This window comes from Cupriavidus sp. 05L310 (genome assembly GCF_056398185.1).
In genome coordinates, this window is record NZ_JBFTOX010000001.1 from 173,297 (window position 1) to 191,743 (window position 18,447).

Consider the following 18,447-nt stretch of genomic DNA (forward strand, 5'->3'; position numbering starts at 1 on the left):
TCGAAACTGATGGCTATTGGTGCGGCCTGCTGTCGTGTGGGCGGTGTGAAGCAAGGCCTTCGGGCCAGGGCGGCAGTGGTGGCTGCTGGCCATCAGCATCGCCGGGCGCTTTGCCGGGCGCTTTCTTTGTGTCGCCGTGCGCGCTTTGGAATTCGACGCTCGATCAGTCAAGGCCCACGAACACGGTGGCATCACGTTCGACGACACGATCCTCGGTAAGGACTTCTCGCACCGGATCATCTAGCCTGGCGCCACTTCCCGCTTTACCTTGCACGCCGTGAACTTGGCCATTTACGACAGTAATTCGCCGACGCAGGGAGCACTGGATCACCATAAGGGCCAGATTCGGCACACCTCGAGGAGTCGGTTGGTACCCGTAGCGCATCAGATCTGCAAGGCGCCATGCCTGGTGACCATGGAAGCCCTTCCAGAAGAGAAGAAACCGGTTGTTCTGCGACACCGTGGCGGGGCCAGCGCTTCGGCCAATCCGCACTCCCTGGTGGACACCGCCAAGGCCAACGGCATCGATACATACCCGTATCCCGTTGCCCTGTTCAATGCGCTCCCGTTGGCCGCGTGTGTCGACGACGACGGGGCCTTGCAGCCATGGAACCTCAAGACCTTGATCCCTGCACGGCTGATACTGGCAGCGCTCGCAAGAGACGTCTTCGAAAGTGCGCTCGCTATGTCTTGCTAGGGTTTTCCCGCTGTTTGCGCGAAATGGCAAAAACTTGTCGTAATCGGTCAAGCCGGTTGACCCGGTGCGATCCGAGAATGGACAAAGGGTGAATGTATCGCAAAGCCTGCCACAGGATCGCCGGCCTGAAGGTTTAGTGCGGCATCGAGGTCATCGGCGACAGACCTTTCCAAACACGCAAAGCGTAGCAATCAAAAGGTATAGACATGAAGAAGCAGACCAATAACTTCCGGTGGCGCGGTTACGCCTTGGCGATCGGTGTTGGTGTCGCCGGTGGGATCCCCATGGCCCAGGCCCAGGAGGCTTGGCCCAGCAAGCCGATTCGTCTGGTGGTGGCGGGGCCTGCCGGCGGCAGTGCCGACGCGTTGGCGCGACTGCTGGCGGAAGGGCTGCAGAAGACATTGAGCAAGCCGGTCATCGTAGAGAACAAGCCCGGTGCCGCCGGCGCGCTGGCGATCAGCGATTTGCAGTCCAACGGCAAGGATGGCCATACTCTCCTGGTCATCCAGGGCGGCGTCGTGAGCGAAGCGCCGTTGGCCTACAAGGTCCACTACAACCCCTTTGCGGACCTGAAGCCCCTGGCCCAGATCAGTCGCACGGGGTTGGTGCTGGTTGCCAACAAGGATGTGCCCGTCTCCAACCTGAAGCAGTTGGTGGACTACGGCAAATTGCAAAAAGACGGACTCGTCTTCGCTTCTTACGCTGCGGGACTGAAGGGCCACACCTCGGGCATGCTGCTCGGGCAACTCACGCATGTGCAAATGCGGCATGTGGGCTACAAGGGCTCTCCCCCGGCATTGAACGACCTGATGGGCGGCCATGTGCCCCTGATGTTCGATGGCGTGACGACCTCTTTGCCGCTGATCAAGGCCGGAAAGATCAAAGCGATTGCGCTGAACTATCCGACGCGGATTGCCGGATTGCCGGATGTGCCGACTTTCAAGGAGCTCGGTTACCCACAACTGGCGGAAGCAGGCTGGTTCGCCGTGTGGTCCCGCCCGGATGTCGCTCCGGCAGTCCAGCAAAAAATCCGCGAGGCGACGCTGGCGTATTTCAAGCAACCCGCAGTGCAGAATCGCGTCAAGGACATGGGCATGGAGCAGGGCGGGGGCGCCACCTCGGAAGAGTTGATGGCGGACCTGAAGCAGGCGTACCAGCAACAGTCCGCGCTGCTGAAGTCCATTAACTACCAGCCAGAATAATAAGAAATATCCGGTGCAGCGGTAGTAGCCCGGCCGCGCAACTGGCCGGCTGGGTTACTACCGTTCCGGCGCGGCCGTCAGGTAAGCATACGGATCGTGGTCATTGAATCTGTCCGGTCGTCCCTGGCGGCACTGTCGTTTTCAAATTCCGCAGTCCGGGTCCTTTTTTCCCGGCCGATGGCACTCGGCCGTGTTTCGGTCACGAGAGTTCGCGAATGAACGCTTCGGCCTGCGGCCACTCGCCATAGCCTGACGCGGGATTCAGATGCCCGACCTCGCCGAGTTCGACGAAGCGACTGCCCCACGCCTGCGCCAGGTCACGGGCGCGATCGAGACGCGTCAGGGGATCGTTGCTGCTTGCCGCAACAATGCTCGGAAACGGCAATTTGCCGCGAGGGATCGGCAGCCAGCCGTGGTCGCTCAGTGTGTCGGTTGTCGGGTAGCCTGCCGGCATGGGCGTCTCGAGGTCCGCGGGCGCTGCAAGCAGTGCGCCGAGGATCTCGGGTGTGGCGCCTCGTGCCGCCCAATGGGCGACCATCATCGCGCCTGCGCTGTGCGCCACGATGATCACCGGCCCCTCGATGGTGGCTAGCGCGCGATCGATCGCGTCGACGCGGGCAGCGCAGCTCAGCTTGTCTTGCTCAAGCGGGGCGACGCTGACCACGCCAGGCAGTTTCGCCGCCAGCAGGGTCTGCCAGTGTTCCGGCACATGGTCACGCAAGCCTGGGACGATGAGAACGGTCGTTTTCGTAGAGGCCATGTCGATCTTTCAGTAAGGCGCGTCACCGATGATGGCGGTGCGCTCCATCTTTCGGTGACACGGGGGGTAATCCATCACTGCGTAGTGTTGGGTTGAGCGGTTGTCCCAGAACACAACACTGTTTTTCTTCCAACGAAAACGCACCTGGTATTCGGGGATGGTGGCCTGGCTGACCAGGTAGTTAAGCAAATTACTGGCACCCGGCGCCTTGTCTAGCCCGTAGCGGACGTTGGCCGGCACGTTGTAATTTGTGAAGTGCGTCGTAAAACTCCCGTTGACGAACAGGACTTTCTCTCCGGTTTCGGGATGAATGCGCACCACCGGGTGCTCGGCGTCCGGGTACTGAGCCTTCAGTGCAAGACGTTTTTCGATCGGCATCGCGGCGCCGAAGCTTGCCTCGATGCTGTGGCGCGCGCGCAATGAGGCGATCTTCGTCTTGATATCCTCGGGCAACTGGTTGTAGGCCTCGACCATGTTGACCCACATCGTGTCGCCACCCACAGGCGGGCATTCGATACAGCGCAGCACGCAGCCCAACGGAGGCTTTTCGCGCCAGGTGGCATCGGTATGCCAGGAATTCTCGTTGCGTTCGGGAGGGCTGTCCGGGGTTTTGTAGATCTGAACCAGTCCGGGGTAATCGGGATGGCTGCCCACCACAGGATGGTCCTCCAGCTCGCCAAAGCGGCGCGCAAAGGCCACGTGCTGCGCGCGAGTGATGTCCTGGTCGCGGAAGAACAGCACGCGATACTTTAAGAGCAGGGCCCGGATTTCGGCCATCAGTTGGTCGTCTTCGGCAGCCGCGCCCAGGTTGACGTTGCCGAGCTCCGCACCGATCGTGCAAGTGACTGGCTCGACCTGGATCGAGTTGCCCAGAGAGGTTGCGCGGACCGCTGCGGGTGCCGCATTGAGGCGTTGAATCATGAACGTTTGTCTCCCATTGCCGATTATGCCCTTCGATCCTGGCGAGTTTGGGCGTCGCGGGTTTCTCCCGCTTGACAATACATGACAGGCATTTATCATTCTATGTCACCCTCCTACGTCAGTTCCCCGATGTCGTTACTTGTCCGCGCCGCGGCCCTCACGAACTACAGCGAGGTCGCTCGTGCCGCCGGGCTGGATCCGGTGCGAATGCTCTTTGACGCAGGGATAAGTCCGAGCGTACTGCGCGAGCCGGACATCATGATTCCAGTCGAGCGTTTTGGACGTCTGCTCCAGGCGTCCGCGACCATGTCAGGCAACGAGAGTTTCGGGCTGTGCATGGCCGAGTCGCGCCTATTGTCCAATCTTGGGGCGGTAGGATTGCTGATCCGCGACCAGGCAACGCTGCGCGACTCGCTTGGCATGCTGATGCGCTACCAGGCGATGCTCAATGGTGCGCTGTCGCTGGCGGTCGAGGAATGCGGAGGACTGGTCATTATTCGCGAGGCGGTAATGGCTGGCAACGCACATCAGCCAACACGCCAAAGGGTTGAACTGGCGCTAGGGGTAATGGTGCGGTTGATACGCCAGCTCCTCAAGCCCGACTGGGAGCCGCGGCGCGTATGCTTCGAGCACCCGGCGCCGCGCGACCTTAGTGCACACCAACGGTTTTTTGGCCCTCACGTCGAGTTCGACTACGACTTCAACTGCATCGTCTGCGCGAAGGCCGATCTCGATGCACGCAACCCGTCGGCCGATCCGGCCATGGTGCGCTACGCGCAGCAGTTGATAGACGCGTCCGCCATGCCGCAGCAGGCGACCATGCTTGAGGACGTGCGTCGCACGATCCTTCTGCTGTTGCCCAGTGGGCGCTGCAGCATCGAACAGGTGGCCGAGCACCTGGGCGTGGTGTGCCGCACGGTCCAGCGCCGGCTGGCGGAACAGGGGCGGAGCTTCTCGTCGATCGTTAACGACATCCGCACGGAACTCGCGGCGCGTCACGTCATCGAGAGCGATCGTCCGTTGACCGAGGTGGCGACCCTGCTAGGTTTTTCCGCGCCAAGCGGATTCTCGCGCTGGTATCACGCGCAATTCGGTTGCAGCCCCAAGGAGAGCCGGGCCGCAAGCGGCACCGTGCGCCGACAGACAGCACCTCCGCCGGCGAGCAGGGCATAAGCCTTCAAAAGGCCAGGGCATACGGACGCTCCTTGCGCGGGATCGCGGAGATCTTCCGTCTGGCCAGCGCGTCGCGCCGGATCGAGGACCGGGGAAGGATAGAATACCGAAGTTACGCAGCAGCCATGCGGCGTCCAGGACAGTACACCGGTATTCGAAACCATGAGCAGAAGTAAGACTGAAAACCTCCCGGATCTCTCTAGCCTCCTCACGCCAAAAAATCAGCTGATGCTGGCAGTTGAGCACGCTGTGCTAAGAGGGCAGGACTGGGCACGCGCATCCGCGCCCATTGCTGAACAGATCGCCGCCAGACTGGCGGGCGTGATCACGCTCGATCTAATCCGGTCGGGTCAGCGCCTGCTTGAGAAAGACATTAGCGAAGTGCTGCATGTAAGCCGCGCGCCAGTCAGGGAGGCTATGCGCATCCTCGAACGAGACCGGCTGGTCGAGTTTCAGGCCAGGCGCGGTGCCATCGTCACCGCGCCCGGCGAGATGGAGCTTCGCGATATCTTTAAGGTTCGAGCAGTACTCTACGTTACGATGCTGGAGCAGGTTATGCGCGAGAACTCGGACGGGCTCCAGGACGTCCTCGACGAGCGCATGCCGAAGCTTGCCAAGGCAGCGGAGGAGTCGGTCGACGCCTATGCTGTCGAGAGCTTTCTGCTGAACTTTGCGATTGTCGATTTGTGTGCCAACAGATTGCTGGTTGACATGCTGCAATCCATATCGCTTCGCACGTTGCGCTACGCTCGCCTTGGACTATCTGCCGCTCCGCAATCCATTCCTGCTTCGTTGAAGACCTGGCGTGCGCTTCAAAACGCGGCGCAGAAGCGTGACGAGAAGTTGCTGCTCTCCGTTGCCCAGAAGCGGCTGGATGAGGCGAGGGATGCCGCGCTGCGTGCTCTCAAGATGAAGCCCGGCGTTCCGATAGTCTCAAAGGACGACAAAGGCCCGGCCACGCGGGAGCAGACTGCGCAAACAGCCAGGCGGCGCAAGGCTGCCTAGTTGCACCTACGCGGGCCATCAGGGTTACTGGTTTGATGCCTGCGGTACGCAGTTCCTTCTGTTGATGCTTCGTGCCGGTGGCGGCCACCCCGGTAGCTACGCGAAGCAGCACTGTCAAGCATTACCCGCGGGGCGACGACGGCGTGGAGCGACGGCGCTTGCCTGGCTTCACCGTCGTCTACGGCTCTCTCCACCCTCGCGATGCTGCAATCATCCACACGGGGTGGCACTTCATCAAAGCTGTCGGCTCGCCTCGTCAGGTTGAGGCCGCCTCGCGCCCCATCTGCTGTTCTCACCATTCTTGTGCGTCGACGCATCGGTCCGGAAACCAATGGCTGGCTTGCCGCGCTCAAATTTATTGTTGTCGACAATAATATATCTGGTGTACAGTCCATGGACTCAAGGAACTGACCGAGCCACCGATTTGTCTGTGCGGTTGCTGTTGAGGGAAGCCCTAGGTAACTCGGGGCGTTCTTCGCCATGGCCACGACACGCGTGGCTGATGGCATCGTTTGTGACAGGCGAAAAAAATAACCTAAAGGAGAGGAGGCAATGGGATCATTGAGAAAGCTGAGCAAGCTTAATCACGCACTCATCGCTGCGGGCGCAATCTGCACCGGCGGCGCACACGCACAGAGCAGCGTGACGCTATATGGCGTGGCGGATATAAACGTTGAGTTCGCCAATCATGTCGGCGCCGTTCCCACCGCTGCCAACAAGTTCAATGCGGGCCCGTCCAACAATGTCTACCGCATGGATTCCGGCGGCCTGTCCGGTTCGCGTTGGGGCTTGCGCGGCGTGGAAGATCTGGGCAACGGCGTGAAATCCGTTTTCGTACTGGAGAGTGGCTTTAACCTGGATACCGGCACGTCGCAGCAAGGCGGCCGCCTGTTCGGTCGACAGGCCTACGTTGGCATCCAAAGCACGCAGTTTGGCCAGGTGACCTTCGGCCGTCAGTACACTTCGATGTTCGAGAGCATCGCGAACTTCGTGCCGGCAGCCTTTGCCACCCAGTATGAACCGATCGTGATGCTGACCGGCGCCAACTTCCGCGAGGACAACACCATCAAGTACTCCGGCCGGTTCGGCTCGGTCTCTGCACTGGCACACTGGTCCTTCGGTACCGGCCTGGCATTGCCGACGACGGTGGCCAACGGCCCATTGCTCGGCGGCAACGGCGAAGTGCCGGGCCAGTTCCGCCGCGACACCGCCTATGGCGCAGGGTTGACCTATATCTCTGGCCCTGTCGGTGTGGCCGTTGCGTACGACCAGTTCAATCCAACCATTTCCAACCCGTTAACAGCTGTTGCCCTCGGCAGCGGCAGCTTCAAGAAGGCGACGGTCGCGGCAAGCTATGCGTTCGGCGCGGCAAAGATCATGGGCGGCTACCGCTGGGGTCAGAACAAGGACCAGAATGGCAGCCTGATCGAGCGCGACGACTTCTACTGGATCGGCGCCAACTACCAGGTGACGCCGGCGCTTGGCCTGACGCTTGAGTACAACTACGACAACGTCAAGAGCTTCTTCGCCAACAAGTCGGTGCCGAACCCATGGCAAGTTGCCTTTATCGCGGACTACACGCTTTCCAAGCGGACTGATGCCTACCTGACCACGGCATATTCAAAGAATGCGGGTCTGGGACTGGATTCCCCGATGATTGGCTTTGCTAACAGCCTTTCCCTTGGCAATAGCTACACGCTAGCCAGCGGTCAAAGCAATATGCTCGGTGTCGCCGCGGGTATTCGCCACAAGTTCTAAAGACAGTCCAACGGTATGTGACAAGGGCTTACTTGCGCAGTGGTGCGGGCAGTCCTGCGGCATGCTCGCGTGCATGCGCTTCTCTCACATGCTCTTTGTGCTGCCTCCGCGGCACTTTTTTTGGTGCGCCCGGCGGGGCGCACTTGCTTGAGGGGCACTGTCACGTTACCAAAGCGGTTACGCAAGATGGTGGGAGAATGCGGGAAGAAAATGGAGGCTTCTGTGACTGGAAAAATGCGAAAAGGCTAAGTAACTTTCGTAGGCGCGGCGCCGATGGAGTTCGTAGAGACGGATCTGGAAGGCGAAGCCGCTACCTCCATTGACTCGTCAACCGAAGAGATGCGTGCGGTCGCAGCTGCCGTTAACAAAATATTCGCATCTTAGAGATATTGCTCCAAGTTTCACTTCCTGGCCAAGCAGCTGGAGAATGCGAGCGGTGGTCTTCTTGTCCGGGTGGGCCTGCACGCGGAAGTTGACGAATACGGTGCCGCCTTCCTGGAAGTCGAAAGAGAGCTTGTTGACCTTGGCCTCGTTGAGCACGTTGTCGTCGCCGTGCTTCTCGTTGCGGGTGTTGATGTGGTTGATCCGAACCATTTCGGTGTCGAGCGGTGGTGGCGGTTTGGGATTTGGGCAGCGCGCGCGGACATGACCTCGTCCGGGTAGGCCTCGACGCCCTCGATGCGCATGGCGTCCTTCTGGGCCTTGGCCAGCTGGTTGAGCGCGGATTGGTTGACCTCCAGCAGGTGCTGGTGCTCGGGGTGCGCGGCCACGAAGCGGATCAGCGCCATCTTGTCGGTGCAGCGCGCTTTCCAGTTCTTGCGGGTGGACAGGCCTGACACCTTCGGCGCGGCCGATGCGATGGGCAACCGATGGGCAACCGCCCGGCCGACGTGGTGACGGTCTTCGAGGCGCAGCAAGGGCAGGGCCACGCCGATCGCGCCGGTGGCCTGGGCTACCTGACCGAGCTGGCTCACCGCACGCCCAGCGCCGCGAATATCGCCCGCTACGCCGAGATCGTCCGCGACCGCGCACTGCTGCGCGAGCTGCTGGCCGAGTTCTGCGATTCGGTCGACGCGCGCGCCCACGGCTCCGGGGAGATGGCGATTCCCACCGGGCTCAATTCCCTGGATACGGCGCTCAACGGCGGGCTGCGCCACGGCAATCTGGTCATCGTGGCCGGCCGCCCGTCGATGGGCAAGACCGCGCTGACGACCGACATCGGGCTGAACATGAGCGCAACGTCATCTGGGCGCGGTATGCCTACCAGCTCGAGCGCGCCGCTGGTGTGCGCGGCTTGGCCGGGTACTACCAGAGCCTGATTGGCGTGGGAAACGACATGGCCTTGCTGGCGCTGGTCTGGCGCAGGTACGCCGGGCGGGAGAGGGCGGATCAGGATTTCTCGTTCCGGCAGATCGCGGCCGAGTGCGGCGGGAGCAAGAGCACGTACGAGCGGGCGAATAAGGTACTGGTCGCCCACCTGGCCGCGTTGGAGAAGCGGGCGGACGAGACGCTGACCACCAGTTTCCGTGCCCAGGGCGTGATCGAGGGCGATTCCTTACAAGCCGCTTGAGTTTCTGGGACAGTAGGCCTAATATCTGCCCACACTCGCAGCAGTTGTCCCCAGAGCCCGCCTTGAGCGGGCTTTCGCGTCTCCGGCCTACGGAAAGGAGTCGAGATGACGAAAGGAAGGGCGTACCGCCGCGCGCAAGTCGCACGGCTGAAGGTGTATCGGCGCAACTACCTCTGCGGGCTGCGCAACGAACGAGAGATCGGCCGCGCCGTGTGGACGCCGACGCTGTGCAGCTGCTGGATGTGTGGCAACCCGCGCCGGCATATGGGTGAGCGGACCGTCCAAGAGCGCCGGTTTATGCAGGCGCGTGTGGAAGAAGAATGACGCAAGCCCGCATGGTTCGCCCAGCGGGCTTTTTGGCATTCTGGGGATGGTGACCAAGAGGCGCGGGGCTGTAGCGGCAGTTCTGGAGGCGCGCTGAAAGTCGAAAGGCAATCGGACAGGCGATATCGCTAGCCGAGAGGGGTCCGGTTCGGGTTCGAATCCCGCCTTGGTCACCATCCTCAGCATAACCATAGGCCCACCCGGTGAAAGCCGCGTGGGCTTTTTCCATTGGAGCCAGCCATGTTCGCACCGCTCGCCTTCGGCCTTTGGTGGGGCGTCTGTGCGGAGGCATGTTGCCCTGGCTCAATGGTTTCCCGGGGCAGCCCCGTACAGCGCGCAAGGGACGGCGAAACGTCTCCGCTGGCGGGCCGAGAGAATAGCTTGCCCGATATGCCGGGGGGTAGGCAACCCCATCGCGGCCCCGGATGCCTAGAGCGCTACCATCGGCACGATCTACGAGGGTGGCGAGTGGGATGCTGACGGCAACGTGGTCACGCCGCCAGCGGCTGTGCCTGGGTGGCACGTGAACCTGCGCCTGGAACGCCCGCTGGCCGCCGGCGAGGCGACGGCACTGGGCAGCATTGTCGTCGCGCCGGAGCCGGGGACGCCATATCGGGTGTGGGCTTCGATACTTGTCTGTATAGACAGATTTCCTAAAATTGTGGTGCAGACGGAAGGCGCCCGCCCGTCGGGGCGGGGCCTGCCAGTATCGATAGTTATGTTTGGGGTACATAACGAGATCTGGAGGCTACTATGGACCAGCATGCGCGCACATTGGTGGTGTTCTACCCCCTAGAAACAGGGGAATGTTCCTTTGCAGAAGTCAGCGGCCAGAGTGTCATTCACTTCGGTCCATTCGAGTCCCGAGAGCTTGCCGAGAAGCTCCTCGCGGACATGTATCCCGAAACGCCGATCGTGGAACTGCCGGAGCAGTCTGCGAAACTCGATGATGATCAGATAATGATCCTCGGATACGCCACAGCACAGCAGGTAGCGTTTCAAGAAGAAACCGGCGAGTAGCCTGCCGCACAATCGACTAAGCCACCTTCGGGTGGCTTTTTCATCCGGCCATTCCTGGACACCATCGCGGTGTCCGAGCTGGGCCGTGCGCTGCTGGCGAAGTCCGACAACGGGTACAACGTGCTGGTCGGCAGCATGCCGGCGGCGCCAATCCTGTTTCACAGCTACGCCGACCACCCGCGGCGGCTGATTCAGATCCAGCATGGCGACGGGCCGGGCCCGCGCTGGGGCTGGAACGGTGACGTGAAGCGCCCCACGTTCACGCCCAGCGTGCTGGTGCGCAGCGGCCACTACGTTCCCGGGTACAAGACCGGCGGCGACTGCTGGTGCGCCTACTACGCCGAGCACCCGGACGAAGAGCGCGATTTCGAGTGTGGCGTGTGCCACAGCTTTGTGATCGACGGCAGCATCCAGTTCCTGGGCGACTGCACGCATGCGCTGGCCGGCCAGACGGTGCCGCTGGCCGAGTTTCCGGAGGGCTGGGGATGCTGATGCCGACGATTCCATGGCGCGCTGCAGGATTGGCGGTGGTCGCTGAAACGCTGTTCGCCGCCGGCTGGACGGCGAACGGCTGGCGGAAGGACGCTGAACTGGCCGAGCTCACTGCCGCACGCTCCCAGGCGGATCTGGCAACCACGGATCAAGCGCTGCAGGATCTGCGCGCCGCCGGCGCCAGCATCCGCCAAAAGGCCGACGAGCTCGCCGGCATCCAATCGACTCTTGGCGCCAAGCTCGACGCCATCCGCAAGGATATGAAGAATGCGAGGCCCTTGCCTGTGGATTGCCGCCCTGACGATTTCCGGGTGCGCAAGCTGTCCGACGCCGTTGAGGCAGCCAAGCAAGCCGCCGCCGCTCGATAGCGCGCTGGCGGCGCCCGTGCGTAGTACCGGATCCGCCAGCGGCGGCCGACTATGACACCTGGCAGGACTGGGTTATGCGGGACTTGCTAGGTGCGCTGGGGGAGTGTGCAGCTTGGCATCGCAAGTTGGTCGAAGCGTGGCCCATGTAGGCCGCCGTTCAGCGCCTCTTGGCGACGGTGTCCAGAAAATTACGCCCGTGGTTGGTGAGACGAACTTGGCTACGGCCGTGTTTCGGTCGTTCCAGTCGTACGAGCTGCCGATGCACGAGGCTCTTGAGGTCGGCAGGGTCCAATTCGAGATTCCCGTCTGCACTTTCGAGAAGCATCAAGGCGGCGATTTCATGAGGACTGAGCATCTTCGTCTCCTGCGAAGGGGATAGGATTGTTGAAGGTCATGCAGCGGGCGGCTGCGCCGTTGAAAAGCTAACTCTCCATCTCCGTGTCCAACCTCGCAACGCAGGATACATTTCCTTACTGCGTATGACAAAGGGAAGTGAAGTCCCCGGTTCCTGCGCGCCTTGGAAGTGGCGTTAGCGCGATTCACCTTCTCAAATCGTAATGCCTGTGTCTGGATGTAACGTAGCCGGACCGACGCGGAACTCCGTCCTCTTGTTGCTTGTCCTTTTTGTATAGTGCGCGCGTGCCGCGATGTGGCATCGCCATGCACTATGACCCGCCGACCCGCAGAAGCACCAGCAGGAGACATTTAATGAAATCAATCCAAAAGATGTGGCTTGCTAGCGTTGTTGGGTTGCTTGCTGCTTCGGGCAATGCAGCTGCCAGGGGGGATGTGGGCAGAATACTGGCTGCAACGGATGGTGCGCCACCCATGAACAGTGCGCCTGGCACGCCTGGGCTTCCCGAGGCACCAAGCAATCGCACCGTGCCAAAGGATAACTCCACCGCAATGGGGAAATCTGCACCGTCTGCGGAGTCCTCGACGAAACTCAGCGACAGTGCCATCACGATGAAAGTGAAAGCCGAGCTTCTTGCCTCGAAGGTGCTCAGGCCCAACGGAATTCGAGTGCGAACTGAAAACGGTGTCGTGCACCTCGACGGCAAAGTGCAAAATGACTCGGAGAAGCTGACGGCCCTGAATGCAGTCCGTGCAGTGGATGGCGTGCAATCAGTGGTAGATGGTCTGCAGGTCGGGAAATAGGCTGGAGCAACTGCGCTAGTCGACGTGCTGCAGCCTGAAATCTCCGAGCAGGCGGTGGCTGACACTCGGCAGTGAAAACGCGCGGGATAGGTCCGTGATATTGCGCGCGAAAGGCGCCCCGCTGGTACCGAGGGAATGGCCGGGCGAAAGGGCTCGGGCTGGCCCCGCGCGGCCTGCGCGCAAATCTCAAAGCCGGCGCATCCCCGACTTGCTGTCATGGCGTCTCGCAATGACGAACTGCCTGTAGGACGAAATCCGGCATGAAATCAGTGCGCACCCGATAGCATGTGCGCATGGCTCGAAGGATACTGGACTACCCAGTTCGGATAAGCCCATGCTGCTCTTTGTGATCGTTACCCTCGCGGCAATTGGGGTGATCGCCATTGCGATTTCCCTTTTGAAATAGTGACGATGCGCTGCTTCAAGATGAAGTCGGAATGGCTCAGTCTAAGGCCGCGGTCGCAGATCCTCCGTAGGAGATGCTATGGCTTTCAAATACACCTTCATTGATGTAACCAACGCCACGCCCGCCGGCGCCCCCGTTCTCGTGGCTGAACTGACCGCAGACGCGCCCATGCCGCATCTCGCTCTTGGTGTGGTCATTCGCCTGCCGGACGCCGCCGGCAAGCCTTGGCTAGTGAAGGAACTGAGCCTGAGTCCGATGATCGAGATCAACGTGGTCGGCGCGGACCTGGCGGTCTTGGTCTATGTGACTGCCGGGTAAGCCTCCGGCTTTCGCGGACGTCCACAAATGCGCTGCGTGGCTGTCGCGCAGCTATTCCCAGCGTCCTTGCTGGCAAGTGCCAGGTACTGCTGGACCTGACCGCATGCCAAGCAGGATGCTCCGTCGGGTACCGCGGTCAGCCTGCCGCAGCTCGGGCTCTTCGGGACCTCGCGCCCAAGCCCGGGGAACGTCTCTGGGATGCAGAACGCATCAGAGTCGAGGGAAGCGAGCCCGCAGCGGCGGCTTTACATAGGGCGGGCCACCCGGAATCGGTGGTGCTGCCCGCCTGCGTCGAAAGACAGGTACTCCGCTAGCCAGACCATTGCCCGGATCAAGGTCGGTGGCTGGCGTGACGGCGCCAGCGGTCCGATGCAGGTGGTGTCCGGCCCCATCGGCCGGCAACGTGGGTATTTCGAAGCGCCGCCAGCCAATCGCCTGGAAGCTGAAACAAGCCGATTTCTCGACTGGGTCAATGGCGCATCGAACGATCTACCTCTGCTCAAGGCAGGGCTCGGCCATTTGTGGCTCGTCACCTTGCATCCGTTTGACGACGGCAACGGCCGTATAGCCCGTGCGACCGGCGACCTGCTGCTGGCGCGCGCCGATGGCAGCCCGCAGCGTTCCTATAGCCTGTCGGCGCAGATCCGGCGGGAGCGCAAGGCCTACTACGATCTCCTGGAGCGGACCCAGAAGCGGTCGATGGATGTCACCGAGTGGCTGGCCTGGTTCCTCGATACGCTGCATCGCGCCGTCGATCAGGCGCAGGACACCCTTGATGTTGTGCTCGTCAAGACGCGATTCTGGCAGCGTTGGGCGACCACGCCACTGAACGAGCGGCAAGTGAAACTGCTCAACGGACTGCTTGATGGTTTCGAAGGCAAGCTCACCAGCTCCAAATGGGCGGCGATCGCCAAATGCTCTCCAGACACCGCGCTGCGCGACATCACGGATCTGCTCGCACGTGGCGTCCTGCGGAAATCGGATGCAGGCGGGCGCAGCACCAGCTATGAGTTGAACGACCTATCCGTGTAGGCGCGCCTCCGGGAAATGACTTGGCTCATGGGTGGAACCGCGTCTCTATGCGGTTGGTCCGCGAGCACCAAGCGCACACTCTCGTCGCTGGCACACGCGTTGCCGCAACGCATACACCCCCAGTGGGCTTGGCTGCAGTGCCGGTATGCGCCAGTTCGTGTAGCGCGCAAGCGGCAACATAACCGATGCGTGCGCCTGCCGCGCATCGGCGAACCCCGGATGCGCTACGCGCCCAGGCAGCTCTCCCATCGCTAGGCCACGCGCCGCCCGGGCAGCAGCCCGGCGTACTCCCTCCCCAGGTACTCGGCCGTTTGTTCCAGCAGGAACGCCCGGCAGCCCTCGCTGGCCGGCATCAGCCGCTTGCTCGCCATGTGCGCGATATGCCAGACGCGCTCGATCGGCGTGCCCGCCACATCCAGCAGTGCAATCTCCTTGGTGCGCAATTCCAGTGACAGAGTGTGCAGTGACAACAGGCTGATGCCCATGCCTGCCATTACGGCTTGCTTGATCGTTTCATTGCTGCCCAGGGTGACCACTTTGGCCGGCGCGAACAGGTGGTGCTTGAACATTTGCTCGGCCACCGTACGGGTGCCGGATCCTGGCTCGCGCAGCAGGAAGGTTTCGTGGCGCAGTTCTTGCAGATCGAAGCCCCCGGCATCGCGTAGCGGATGCCGGGGCGAGGCCACGATCACGTGCGGATGCATGGCGATGGGTTCGGACACGGCGTCGAGTTCGCGCGGAGGCCGACCCATCAGCGCGAGGTCGATCTCGTTGTCCTGCAGCAGGCGCAGCAGCGTTTCTCGGTTGCCTTCGGCAAAGCGCACGTCGACGTGCGGATAGCGCGCCGAGTAGCCGGCCAGCAGCCTGGGCGCGAAGTACTTGGCGGTACTGATCAGCCCGATGGAGATCGAGCCCTGGTCGATGCCCTTGACCGCCTGCAGGCCGTCCTCGGCGTCTTTCACCTCGCCCAGGATGCGCGAGGCGTGATGCAGGAAGCGGTCGCCGGCCTCGGTCAGCGTGAGCTGGCGGCTGACGCGCTCGAACAGCGGGAGCCCGACCACGGACTCGAGTTGCTTGACCTGCATGGAGACGGCGGGCTGGGTCAGGTGCAGTTCCTCGGCCGCCCGCACGAAGCTGGCGTGCCGGGCAACGGTGACGAAGATCTGCAACTGGCGAAGGGTGAGGGAGCGGAGAAAGGACATGAGGTACGCACCACCTTGTCAGATAAGGGATCCCTTATATGCGGGCTAAGAATATCTGAATTTACCTTATGTGGATAGCTGGATATCTTTTCCTCACACGCAGTCAATGCAGCCCATGCAGCCCATGCAGCCAACCCACGGGAAGGAAACCACCATGAACGCCCCTGAGACGATCCAAGCCACCGCCAAGCCCCGCAAGCGTTACGACGCCGGTGTGATGAAGTACAAGGAAATGGGATATTGGGATGCAGGCTACGAGCCCAAGGACACCGACCTGCTCGCGCTGTTCCGCATCACGCCGCAGGCGGGCGTGGATCCCGTCGAGGCTGCCGCCGCGGTGGCTGGCGAGTCGTCCACGGCCACGTGGACGGTGGTGTGGACCGACCGGCTCACCGCCTGCGATATGTACCGCGCCAAGGCCTACCGCGTGGATCCGGTGCCGAACAATCCCGAGCAGTTCTTCTGCTACGTGGCGTATGACTTGTCGCTGTTCGAGGAAGGCTCGATCGCCAACCTGACCGCCTCCATCATCGGCAACGTGTTCAGCTTCAAGCCGATCAAGGCGGCCCGCCTGGAAGACATGCGCTTCCCGGTGGCTTACGTGAAGACCTTTGCCGGCCCGTCCACTGGCATCATCGTCGAGCGCGAACGCCTGGACAAGTTCGGCCGCCCGCTGCTGGGCGCCACCACCAAGCCCAAGCTGGGCCTGTCGGGCCGGAACTATGGCCGCGTGGTCTACGAAGGGCTGAAGGGCGGGCTGGATTTCATGAAGGACGACGAGAACATCAACTCGCAGCCTTTCATGCACTGGCGCGACCGCTTCCTGTTCGTGATGGATGCGGTCAACAAGGCGTCCGCCGCTACCGGCGAGGTCAAGGGCAGCTACCTGAACGTCACCGCCGGCACCATGGAGGAAATGTACCGGCGCGCCGAGTTCGCCAAATCGCTGGGCTCGGTGATCATCATGATTGACCTGATCGTGGGCTGGACCTGCATCCAGTCGATGAGCAACTGGTGCCGGCAGAACGACATGGTGCTGCATTTGCACCGCGCCGGGCATGGCACCTACACACGCCAGAAGAATCACGGCGTGTCCTTCCGCGTGATCGCCAAATGGCTCCGCCTGGCGGGTGTCGACCATATGCATACCGGTACCGCGGTGGGCAAGCTTGAAGGCGATCCGCTCACCGTGCAGGGCTACTACAACGTCTGCCGCGATGCCTATACCAAGACCGACCTGACGCGCGGTTTGTTTTTCGACCAGGACTGGGCCTCGCTGCGCAAGGTGATGCCGGTGGCCTCGGGCGGCATCCACGCCGGGCAAATGCACCAGCTGCTCGACCTGTTCGGCGACGACGTGGTGCTGCAGTTCGGCGGCGGCACCATTGGCCACCCGCAAGGCATCCAGGCCGGCGCCACGGCCAACCGCGTGGCCCTGGAAGCCATGGTGCTGGCCCGCAACGAGGGGCGCGACATCGTCAACGAAGGGCCCGACATCCTGCGCGACGCAGCCAAATGGTGCTCGCCGCTGCGGGCAGCGCTTGATACGTGGGGCGATATCAGCTTCAACTACACGCCGACCGATACCTCGGATTTCGTGCCCACCGCGTCCGTGGCCTGAGCCCGCGCCGTACCTGACACCAACGAACAAGAGACGAGGACATCATGCGCATTACACAAGGCACCTTCTCCTTCCTGCCCGAACTCACCGACGCGCAGATCACCAGCCAGCTCGAGTACTGCCTGAACAAGGGCTGGGCGGTCGGCATCGAGTACACCGACGACCCCCATCCGCGCAATACGTACTGGGAGATGTTCGGACTGCCGATGTTCGACCTGCGCGACGCCGCCGGCATCCTGCTGGAGATCAACAACGCGCGCAAGACTTTCCCCAACCACTACATCCGCGTGATGGCCTTCGATGCGACGCATACGGTGGAATCGGTGGTGATGTCCTTCATCGTCAACCGGCCCGCTGACGAGCCGGGCTTTCGCCTGGTACGGCAGGAGGAACCGGGTCGCACGATGCGCTACTCGATCGAGGGCTATGCCGCGCAGGCTCGTCCCGAAGGTAGCCGCTACTAAGTCCGCAGCATCTCGTCGACACTCACGGAGGACACCATGTCAGCGCCGGAATCTCCCTCGCACCTGCAGCCGCCTGGCACGCTGGCGGATGTGCTCGCCAGCTCGGGAATCGCTGATTTGCTGGCACAGCTTGACCGCGAACTGATCGGGCTGGCGCCAGTGAAAGGGCGCATCCGCGATATCGCCGCGCTGCTGCTGGTGGACAAGCTGCGGGCGGCGCGCGGGTTCAGCGCCGGCGCGCCCAGCCTGCATATGTGCTTCACCGGCAATCCCGGTACCGGAAAGACCACCGTGGCCATGCGCATGGCGCAGATTCTCCATCAACTCGGCTACGTGCGCCGGGGGCATCTGGTGGCGGTCACGCGCGATGACCTTGTCGGTCAGTACATTGGCCACACCGCGCCCAAGACCAAGGAAATCCTGAAGAAAGCGATGGGCGGTGTGCTGTTCATCGACGAGGCTTACTACCTCTACCGGCCCGAGAACGAACGCGATTATGGCCAGGAAGCCATTGAGATCCTGCTGCAGGTGATGGAGAACAACCGCGACGACCTGGTGGTGATCCTGGCCGGGTACAAGGACCGCATGGACCGGTTCTTCGAATCCAACCCGGGCATGTCCTCTCGCGTCGCGCACCATATCGACTTTCCCGACTACCAGGTCGACGAACTGGGACAGATTGCGGACCTGATGCTTGGCGAGATGCAGTATCGCTTCGACGAGCAAAGCCGCGCGGTCTTTGCCGACTACCTTGCGCGCCGCATGGTGCAGCCGCATTTTGCCAACGCCCGCAGCGTGCGCAACGCGCTCGACCGCGCGCGGCTGCGGCACGCCTCCCGCCTGCTGCGGGATCCCGGCGTGGTCGCCGACGACCTCGCGCTGACCACCATCACCGCCCCCGACCTGCTTGCCAGCCGCGTGTTCGCGCCGGCAGCCCCGGCAGACCAATGAGGAGT

At 62.2% G+C, this 18,447-nt stretch carries 21 protein-coding genes and 1 pseudogene; 16 read left to right on the forward strand and 6 right to left on the reverse strand.

Features of this window, described 5'->3' with window-relative positions; genetic code table 11:
* Positions 1–163: 163 nt before the first annotated feature.
* Positions 164–748, reverse strand: coding sequence for a hypothetical protein (locus AC1DS6_RS00825; RefSeq protein WP_477101728.1), 585 nt, complete (start codon positions 746–748; stop codon positions 164–166).
* Positions 749–903: 155 nt separating this feature from the next.
* Here AC1DS6_RS00825 and AC1DS6_RS00830 point away from each other — a divergent pair, with 155 nt between their 5' ends.
* Positions 904–1,899 (forward strand): Bug family tripartite tricarboxylate transporter substrate binding protein, encoded by a 996-nt coding sequence (locus tag AC1DS6_RS00830; RefSeq protein WP_477101729.1) that lies wholly within the window; start codon positions 904–906, stop codon positions 1,897–1,899.
* Between the two features lie 199 nt (positions 1,900–2,098).
* Here AC1DS6_RS00830 and AC1DS6_RS00835 read toward each other — a convergent pair whose 3' ends face one another.
* Both AC1DS6_RS00835 and AC1DS6_RS00840 read right to left on the reverse strand, forming a co-directional pair.
* Entirely contained in the window at positions 2,099–2,659 is a 561-nt protein-coding gene (locus AC1DS6_RS00835; RefSeq protein ID WP_441627895.1) for an RBBP9/YdeN family alpha/beta hydrolase, read from the reverse strand.
* 9 nt (positions 2,660–2,668) lie between these two features.
* Positions 2,669–3,580 carry a TauD/TfdA dioxygenase family protein gene (locus AC1DS6_RS00840; RefSeq protein WP_441627893.1) on the reverse strand — a complete coding sequence of 304 codons (912 nt, stop codon included), beginning with the start codon at positions 3,578–3,580 and terminating at the stop codon, positions 2,669–2,671.
* A gap of 129 nt (positions 3,581–3,709) precedes the next feature.
* On the opposite strand from AC1DS6_RS00840, the gene AC1DS6_RS00845 reads away from it, so the two are divergent.
* The 3 genes from AC1DS6_RS00845 to AC1DS6_RS00855 all read left to right on the forward strand — a co-directional run bounded on the left by AC1DS6_RS00845 (position 3,710) and on the right by AC1DS6_RS00855 (position 7,516).
* Positions 3,710–4,753, forward strand: coding sequence for an AraC family transcriptional regulator (locus AC1DS6_RS00845; RefSeq protein ID WP_477101730.1), 1,044 nt, complete (start codon positions 3,710–3,712; stop codon positions 4,751–4,753).
* A gap of 162 nt (positions 4,754–4,915) precedes the next feature.
* A complete protein-coding gene (locus tag AC1DS6_RS00850) occupies positions 4,916–5,758 on the forward strand; it encodes a GntR family transcriptional regulator (RefSeq protein ID WP_477101731.1) in 843 nt (280 codons plus the stop codon).
* Between the two features lie 552 nt (positions 5,759–6,310).
* On the forward strand, positions 6,311–7,516 hold the full coding sequence (locus AC1DS6_RS00855; RefSeq protein WP_477101732.1) for a porin: 1,206 nt from the start codon (positions 6,311–6,313) through the stop codon (positions 7,514–7,516).
* A 327-nt stretch (positions 7,517–7,843) separates the two neighbouring features.
* On the opposite strand, the gene AC1DS6_RS00860 is transcribed toward AC1DS6_RS00855, so the two are convergent.
* On the reverse strand, positions 7,844–8,110 hold the full coding sequence (locus AC1DS6_RS00860; RefSeq protein ID WP_441634478.1) for a hypothetical protein: 267 nt from the start codon (positions 8,108–8,110) through the stop codon (positions 7,844–7,846).
* A 275-nt stretch (positions 8,111–8,385) separates the two neighbouring features.
* Between AC1DS6_RS00860 and AC1DS6_RS00865 the strand changes: the two genes are divergently transcribed.
* From AC1DS6_RS00865 to AC1DS6_RS00890, 6 genes are all read left to right on the forward strand, one after another.
* Positions 8,386–8,835, forward strand: coding sequence for a DnaB-like helicase C-terminal domain-containing protein (locus AC1DS6_RS00865; RefSeq protein WP_477101733.1), 450 nt, complete (start codon positions 8,386–8,388; stop codon positions 8,833–8,835).
* Between the two features lie 17 nt (positions 8,836–8,852).
* Positions 8,853–9,086 carry a hypothetical protein gene (locus tag AC1DS6_RS00870; protein ID WP_477101734.1) on the forward strand — a complete coding sequence of 78 codons (234 nt, stop codon included), beginning with the start codon at positions 8,853–8,855 and terminating at the stop codon, positions 9,084–9,086.
* Positions 9,087–9,191: 105 nt separating this feature from the next.
* Positions 9,192–9,410 carry a hypothetical protein gene (locus tag AC1DS6_RS00875; RefSeq protein ID WP_441634470.1) on the forward strand — a complete coding sequence of 73 codons (219 nt, stop codon included), beginning with the start codon at positions 9,192–9,194 and terminating at the stop codon, positions 9,408–9,410.
* Between the two features lie 753 nt (positions 9,411–10,163).
* On the forward strand, positions 10,164–10,430 hold the full coding sequence (locus tag AC1DS6_RS00880) for a hypothetical protein (RefSeq protein WP_441631611.1): 267 nt from the start codon (positions 10,164–10,166) through the stop codon (positions 10,428–10,430).
* 69 nt (positions 10,431–10,499) lie between these two features.
* The gene (locus tag AC1DS6_RS00885) at positions 10,500–10,922 is read left to right on the forward strand and encodes a ubiquitination-like system serine protease family protein (RefSeq protein WP_441631613.1); all 423 of its coding nucleotides are present in this window, start codon (positions 10,500–10,502) and stop codon (positions 10,920–10,922) included.
* A complete protein-coding gene (locus AC1DS6_RS00890) occupies positions 10,916–11,290 on the forward strand; it encodes a hypothetical protein (protein WP_477101735.1) in 375 nt (124 codons plus the stop codon). The genes AC1DS6_RS00885 and AC1DS6_RS00890 overlap by 7 nt, the downstream gene beginning before the upstream one ends.
* 157 nt (positions 11,291–11,447) lie before the next feature.
* Here the strand turns inward: AC1DS6_RS00890 and AC1DS6_RS00895 are convergent, their stop codons facing one another.
* Entirely contained in the window at positions 11,448–11,645 is a 198-nt protein-coding gene (locus AC1DS6_RS00895) for a hypothetical protein (RefSeq protein WP_441631617.1), read from the reverse strand.
* 353 nt (positions 11,646–11,998) lie between these two features.
* Here AC1DS6_RS00895 and AC1DS6_RS00900 point away from each other — a divergent pair, with 353 nt between their 5' ends.
* The 3 genes and pseudogenes from AC1DS6_RS00900 to AC1DS6_RS00910 all read left to right on the forward strand — a co-directional run.
* Positions 11,999–12,448: a BON domain-containing protein gene (locus AC1DS6_RS00900; protein ID WP_441631619.1), complete on the forward strand. Its 450-nt coding sequence runs from the start codon at positions 11,999–12,001 to the stop codon at positions 12,446–12,448.
* Between the two features lie 484 nt (positions 12,449–12,932).
* Positions 12,933–13,172: a hypothetical protein gene (locus AC1DS6_RS00905; RefSeq protein WP_441631621.1), complete on the forward strand. Its 240-nt coding sequence runs from the start codon at positions 12,933–12,935 to the stop codon at positions 13,170–13,172.
* A gap of 321 nt (positions 13,173–13,493) precedes the next feature.
* Positions 13,494–14,204: pseudogene (locus AC1DS6_RS00910) on the forward strand (Fic family protein); the annotation flags it as partial.
* A gap of 251 nt (positions 14,205–14,455) precedes the next feature.
* Here the strand turns inward: AC1DS6_RS00910 and AC1DS6_RS00915 are convergent.
* Positions 14,456–15,406, reverse strand: a complete 951-nt coding sequence (locus AC1DS6_RS00915; RefSeq protein WP_441631623.1) for a LysR family transcriptional regulator — start codon at positions 15,404–15,406, stop codon at positions 14,456–14,458.
* A 154-nt stretch (positions 15,407–15,560) separates the two neighbouring features.
* Between AC1DS6_RS00915 and AC1DS6_RS00920 the strand changes: the two genes are divergently transcribed.
* The 3 genes from AC1DS6_RS00920 to cbbX are packed head-to-tail and all read left to right on the forward strand — an operon-like array spanning position 15,561 to position 18,442.
* Positions 15,561–17,027 (forward strand): form I ribulose bisphosphate carboxylase large subunit, encoded by a 1,467-nt coding sequence (locus tag AC1DS6_RS00920; RefSeq protein WP_441631625.1) that lies wholly within the window; start codon positions 15,561–15,563, stop codon positions 17,025–17,027.
* Between the two features lie 44 nt (positions 17,028–17,071).
* Positions 17,072–17,491, forward strand: a complete 420-nt coding sequence (locus AC1DS6_RS00925) for a ribulose bisphosphate carboxylase small subunit (RefSeq protein WP_276288579.1) — start codon at positions 17,072–17,074, stop codon at positions 17,489–17,491.
* Between the two features lie 36 nt (positions 17,492–17,527).
* On the forward strand, positions 17,528–18,442 hold the full coding sequence (gene cbbX / locus AC1DS6_RS00930) for a CbbX protein (RefSeq protein ID WP_441631627.1): 915 nt from the start codon (positions 17,528–17,530) through the stop codon (positions 18,440–18,442).
* Positions 18,443–18,447: the final 5 nt, after the last annotated feature.

Bases quoted from the DNA above. Each gene is read 5' to 3' on its own strand.
- AC1DS6_RS00890 (WP_477101735.1), top strand. From the start codon at position 10,916: ATGCTGATGCCGACGATTCCATGGCGCGCTGCAGGATTGGCGGTGGTC.
- AC1DS6_RS00850 (WP_477101731.1), top strand. From the start codon at position 4,916: ATGAGCAGAAGTAAGACTGAAAACCTCCCGGATCTCTCTAGCCTCCTC.
- AC1DS6_RS00920 (WP_441631625.1), top strand. From the start codon at position 15,561: ATGAACGCCCCTGAGACGATCCAAGCCACCGCCAAGCCCCGCAAGCGT.
- AC1DS6_RS00840 (WP_441627893.1), bottom strand. From the start codon at position 3,580: ATGATTCAACGCCTCAATGCGGCACCCGCAGCGGTCCGCGCAACCTCT.
- AC1DS6_RS00865 (WP_477101733.1), top strand. From the start codon at position 8,386: ATGGGCAACCGCCCGGCCGACGTGGTGACGGTCTTCGAGGCGCAGCAA.
- AC1DS6_RS00830 (WP_477101729.1), top strand. From the start codon at position 904: ATGAAGAAGCAGACCAATAACTTCCGGTGGCGCGGTTACGCCTTGGCG.
- cbbX (WP_441631627.1), top strand. From the start codon at position 17,528: ATGTCAGCGCCGGAATCTCCCTCGCACCTGCAGCCGCCTGGCACGCTG.
- AC1DS6_RS00870 (WP_477101734.1), top strand. From the start codon at position 8,853: ATGGCCTTGCTGGCGCTGGTCTGGCGCAGGTACGCCGGGCGGGAGAGG.
- AC1DS6_RS00880 (WP_441631611.1), top strand. From the start codon at position 10,164: ATGGACCAGCATGCGCGCACATTGGTGGTGTTCTACCCCCTAGAAACA.
- AC1DS6_RS00915 (WP_441631623.1), bottom strand. From the start codon at position 15,406: ATGTCCTTTCTCCGCTCCCTCACCCTTCGCCAGTTGCAGATCTTCGTC.
- AC1DS6_RS00895 (WP_441631617.1), bottom strand. From the start codon at position 11,645: ATGCTCAGTCCTCATGAAATCGCCGCCTTGATGCTTCTCGAAAGTGCA.
- AC1DS6_RS00860 (WP_441634478.1), bottom strand. From the start codon at position 8,110: ATGGTTCGGATCAACCACATCAACACCCGCAACGAGAAGCACGGCGAC.
- AC1DS6_RS00875 (WP_441634470.1), top strand. From the start codon at position 9,192: ATGACGAAAGGAAGGGCGTACCGCCGCGCGCAAGTCGCACGGCTGAAG.
- AC1DS6_RS00835 (WP_441627895.1), bottom strand. From the start codon at position 2,659: ATGGCCTCTACGAAAACGACCGTTCTCATCGTCCCAGGCTTGCGTGAC.
- AC1DS6_RS00900 (WP_441631619.1), top strand. From the start codon at position 11,999: ATGAAATCAATCCAAAAGATGTGGCTTGCTAGCGTTGTTGGGTTGCTT.
- AC1DS6_RS00845 (WP_477101730.1), top strand. From the start codon at position 3,710: ATGTCGTTACTTGTCCGCGCCGCGGCCCTCACGAACTACAGCGAGGTC.
- AC1DS6_RS00855 (WP_477101732.1), top strand. From the start codon at position 6,311: ATGGGATCATTGAGAAAGCTGAGCAAGCTTAATCACGCACTCATCGCT.
- AC1DS6_RS00905 (WP_441631621.1), top strand. From the start codon at position 12,933: ATGGCTTTCAAATACACCTTCATTGATGTAACCAACGCCACGCCCGCC.
- AC1DS6_RS00925 (WP_276288579.1), top strand. From the start codon at position 17,072: ATGCGCATTACACAAGGCACCTTCTCCTTCCTGCCCGAACTCACCGAC.